We start from the raw sequence: 4,214 nt of genomic DNA on the forward strand, positions 1-4,214 counted from the left end.
CGCTCGGCCAGAACATGCTGGTCGCGTTCATGCCGTGGAACGGCTACAACTTCGAAGATTCGATCCTGATCTCGGAGAAGGTCGTTGCCGAAGACCGTTACACGTCGATCCACATCGAAGAACTGAATGTGGTTGCACGCGACACGAAGCTCGGACCGGAAGAAATCACGCGCGACATCTCGAACCTGGCTGAAGTGCAACTCGGCCGTCTCGATGAGTCGGGCATTGTGTACATCGGCGCTGAAGTCGAAGCGGGCGACGTGCTGGTCGGCAAGGTCACGCCGAAGGGCGAGACCCAACTGACGCCGGAAGAAAAGTTGCTGCGCGCAATCTTCGGTGAGAAGGCGTCGGACGTGAAGGATACGTCGCTGCGCGTGCCGTCTGGCATGAGCGGAACGGTGATCGACGTGCAAGTGTTCACGCGCGAAGGCATTACGCGTGACAAGCGTGCACAACAGATCATCGATGACGAACTGAAGCGTTATCGCCTGGACTTGAACGACCAGTTGCGCATTGTGGAAGGCGACGCTTTCTCGCGTCTCGCCCGTATGCTCAACGGCAAGATCGCGAATGGCGGCCCGAAAAAGCTGGCGAAGGGCACGGCGATCGACCTGCCGTACCTGGAAGATCTGGATCACTACCACTGGTTCGACATCCGTCTGGCCGACGAAGAAGCTGCTGCGCAACTGGAAGCCATCAAGGATTCCATCGAACAAAAGCGTCACCAGTTCGACCTGGCGTTCGAAGAGAAGCGCAAGAAGCTGACGCAAGGCGACGAACTGCCGCCGGGCGTGCTGAAGATGGTCAAGGTGTACCTGGCTGTTAAGCGTCGTCTGCAACCGGGCGACAAGATGGCCGGCCGTCACGGTAACAAGGGTGTGGTGTCGAAGATCGTGCCGATCGAAGACATGCCGTACATGGCCGATGGCCGTCCGGCCGACGTCGTGCTGAACCCGCTGGGCGTGCCTTCACGGATGAACGTGGGTCAGATTCTCGAAGTGCATCTGGGCTGGGCCGCGAAGGGTCTGGGATGGCGTATCGGCGAAATGCTGCAGCGTCAGACGAAGATTGAAGAGCTGCGTGCTTTCCTGACCAAGATCTACAACGAGTCAGGCCGCAAGGAAGAGCTGGAAAACTTCACCGACGACGAAATCGTCGAATTGGCGAAGAACCTGCGCGAAGGCGTTCCTTTTGCAACGCCGGTGTTCGACGGCGCGACGGAAGGCGAAATGGAACGTGCGCTGGATCTGGCGTTCCCGGACGACATCGCGAAGCAGCTCGGCATGACGAAGTCGAAGAATCAGGTGCAGTTGAGCGACGGCCGCACGGGTGAACCGTTCGAACGGACGGTCACGGTGGGCTACATGCACTACCTGAAACTGCATCACCTGGTCGACGACAAGATGCACGCCCGTTCGACCGGACCGTACTCGCTCGTCACGCAGCAGCCGCTGGGTGGTAAGGCGCAGTTCGGCGGCCAGCGTTTCGGTGAGATGGAAGTGTGGGCGCTCGAAGCATATGGCGCTTCGTACGTGCTGCAAGAAATGCTGACTGTCAAGTCGGATGACGTGGCGGGTCGTACCAAGGTGTATGAGAACCTGGTCAAGGGTGACCACGTGATCGATGCCGGCATGCCTGAGTCGTTCAATGTGTTGGTGAAGGAAATCCGGTCGCTCGGTATCGACATCGACCTGGACCGGAACTAATCGGACTACTGGAGAGACGCAATGAAAGCTCTGCTCGATCTATTCAAGCAAGTCCAACAACCTGAAGTATTCGACGCGATCAAGATCGGTCTGGCCTCGCCGGACAAGATCCGCTCGTGGTCCTTCGGCGAAGTGAAGAAGCCTGAAACCATCAACTACCGGACCTTCAAGCCGGAACGCGATGGTCTGTTCTGCGCCAAGATTTTTGGCCCGATCAAGGACTACGAGTGCCTGTGCGGCAAGTACAAGCGCCTGAAGCACCGTGGCGTGATCTGCGAAAAGTGCGGCGTCGAAGTGACGCTCGCCAAGGTGCGTCGCGAACGGATGGGCCACATTGAACTGGCCTCGCCGGTTGCGCACATCTGGTTCTTGAAGTCGTTGCCGTCGCGTCTGGGCATGGTGCTCGACATGACGCTGCGCGACATCGAACGCGTGCTGTATTTCGAAGCGTACGTGGTGATCGAACCGGGCATGACGCCGCTGAAAGCGCGGCAGATCATGACGGAAGAGGATTACTACAACAAGGTTGAAGAATACGGCGACGAATTCCGTGCCGAGATGGGCGCGGAAGGCGTGCGTGAACTGCTGCGCGCAATCAACATCGACGAACAGGTCGAAGTGCTGCGCACCGAACTCAAGAACACGGGTTCGGAAGCGAAGATCAAGAAGTACGCGAAGCGCCTGAAAGTGCTCGAGGCATTCCAGCGTTCGGGCATCAAGCCGGACTGGATGGTGCTGGAAGTGCTGCCGGTGCTGCCGCCGGAACTGCGTCCGCTCGTGCCGCTCGACGGTGGCCGTTTCGCTACGTCGGACCTGAACGACTTGTATCGCCGCGTGATCAACCGTAACAACCGGTTGAAACGTCTGCTCGAATTGAAGGCGCCTGAGATCATCGTCCGCAACGAAAAGCGGATGCTGCAGGAAGCCGTCGATTCGCTGCTCGACAATGGTCGTCGCGGTAAGGCAATGACCGGCGCGAACAAGCGTCCGCTGAAGTCGCTCGCTGACATGATCAAGGGTAAGGGCGGTCGTTTCCGTCAGAACTTGCTCGGTAAGCGCGTTGACTATTCGGGCCGTTCGGTGATCGTGGTGGGTCCGACGCTCAAGCTGCATCAGTGCGGTTTGCCGAAGCTGATGGCGCTCGAACTGTTCAAGCCTTTCATCTTCAACAAGCTGGAAGTGATGGGTGTTGCTACCACCATCAAGGCCGCGAAGAAGGAAGTCGAGAACCAGACAGCCGTGGTGTGGGACATTCTCGAAGAAGTCATTCGTGAACATCCGGTCATGCTGAACCGTGCGCCTACGCTTCACCGTCTCGGCATTCAGGCTTTCGAGCCGGTGCTGATCGAAGGCAAGGCGATCCAGTTGCATCCGCTCGTTTGCGCGGCGTTCAACGCCGACTTCGACGGTGACCAGATGGCCGTTCACGTGCCGCTGTCGCTGGAAGCGCAGATGGAAGCGCGCACGCTGATGCTGGCGTCGAACAACGTCCTGTTCCCGGCCAACGGCGATCCGTCGATCGTGCCGTCGCAGGATATCGTGCTGGGTCTTTACTACGCATCGCGTGAAGCGGTGAATGGCAAGGGCGAAGGCATGACGTTCACCGGCGTGTCGGAAGCGATTCGCGCGTACGAAAACAAGGAAGTCGAGCTGGCGTCGCGGGTGAATGTCCGGATTACGGAAAACATTCACAACCCGGACCAAAGCGAAGGCGCACCGAAGTTCGTGCCGAAGATCACGCTGTACGCAACCACCGTTGGCCGTTCCATCCTGTCGGAGATCCTGCCGCCAGGACTGCCGTTCTCGGTGCTGAACCGTCCGCTGAAGAAGAAGGAAATTTCGCGCCTGATCAACACGGCATTCCGCAAGTGCGGTCTGCGCGAAACGGTGATCTTCGCCGACCAGTTGATGCAGATGGGGTTCCGTCTGGCTACGCGCGCCGGTATTTCGATTTGCGTCGACGACATGCTCGTGCCGCCGCAAAAAGAACAGATCGTCGGCGATGCAGCCAAGAAGGTGAAGGAATACGACCGTCAGTACATGTCGGGTCTCGTCACCTCGCAAGAGCGCTACAACAACGTGGTCGACATCTGGTCGGCAACGTCGGAAGCGGTCGGCAAGGCGATGATGGAGCAGTTGGCTACGGAACCCGTGGTCGACCGCGACGGTAATCAAACGAAGCAGGAATCGTTCAACTCGATCTACATGATGGCCGATTCGGGCGCGCGTGGATCGGCAGTTCAGATTCGTCAGCTGGCCGGTATGCGTGGCCTGATGGCGAAGCCGGACGGCTCGATCATCGAGACGCCTATCACGGCGAACTTCCGTGAAGGCCTGAACGTGTTGCAGTACTTCATCTCGACGCACGGTGCACGTAAAGGCCTGGCCGATACGGCGTTGAAGACGGCGAACTCGGGTTACCTGACGCGTCGTCTCGTTGACGTGACGCAGGATCTGGTCGTGGTCGAAGACGATTGCGGCACGACGAACGGCGTGGCCATGAAGGCG

At 58.7% G+C, this 4,214-nt stretch carries 1 protein-coding gene and 1 pseudogene; both read left to right on the top strand.

The genetic code is table 11. From position 1 onward, the window contains the following. Window positions 1–1,706 (top strand): annotated as a pseudogene (gene rpoB, locus ACFFAR_RS13920) (DNA-directed RNA polymerase subunit beta); the annotation flags it as partial. A 21-nt stretch (window positions 1,707–1,727) separates the two neighbouring features. After that, window positions 1,728–4,214, top strand: a 2,487-nt coding sequence (rpoC, locus tag ACFFAR_RS13925; RefSeq protein WP_375508020.1) for a DNA-directed RNA polymerase subunit beta', incomplete at its 3' end; no start/stop codon positions are given.

Origin of the sequence: uncultured Caballeronia sp., from assembly GCF_964243625.1 — a bacterium.
Classification (GTDB): Bacteria; Pseudomonadota; Gammaproteobacteria; order Burkholderiales; family Burkholderiaceae; genus Caballeronia.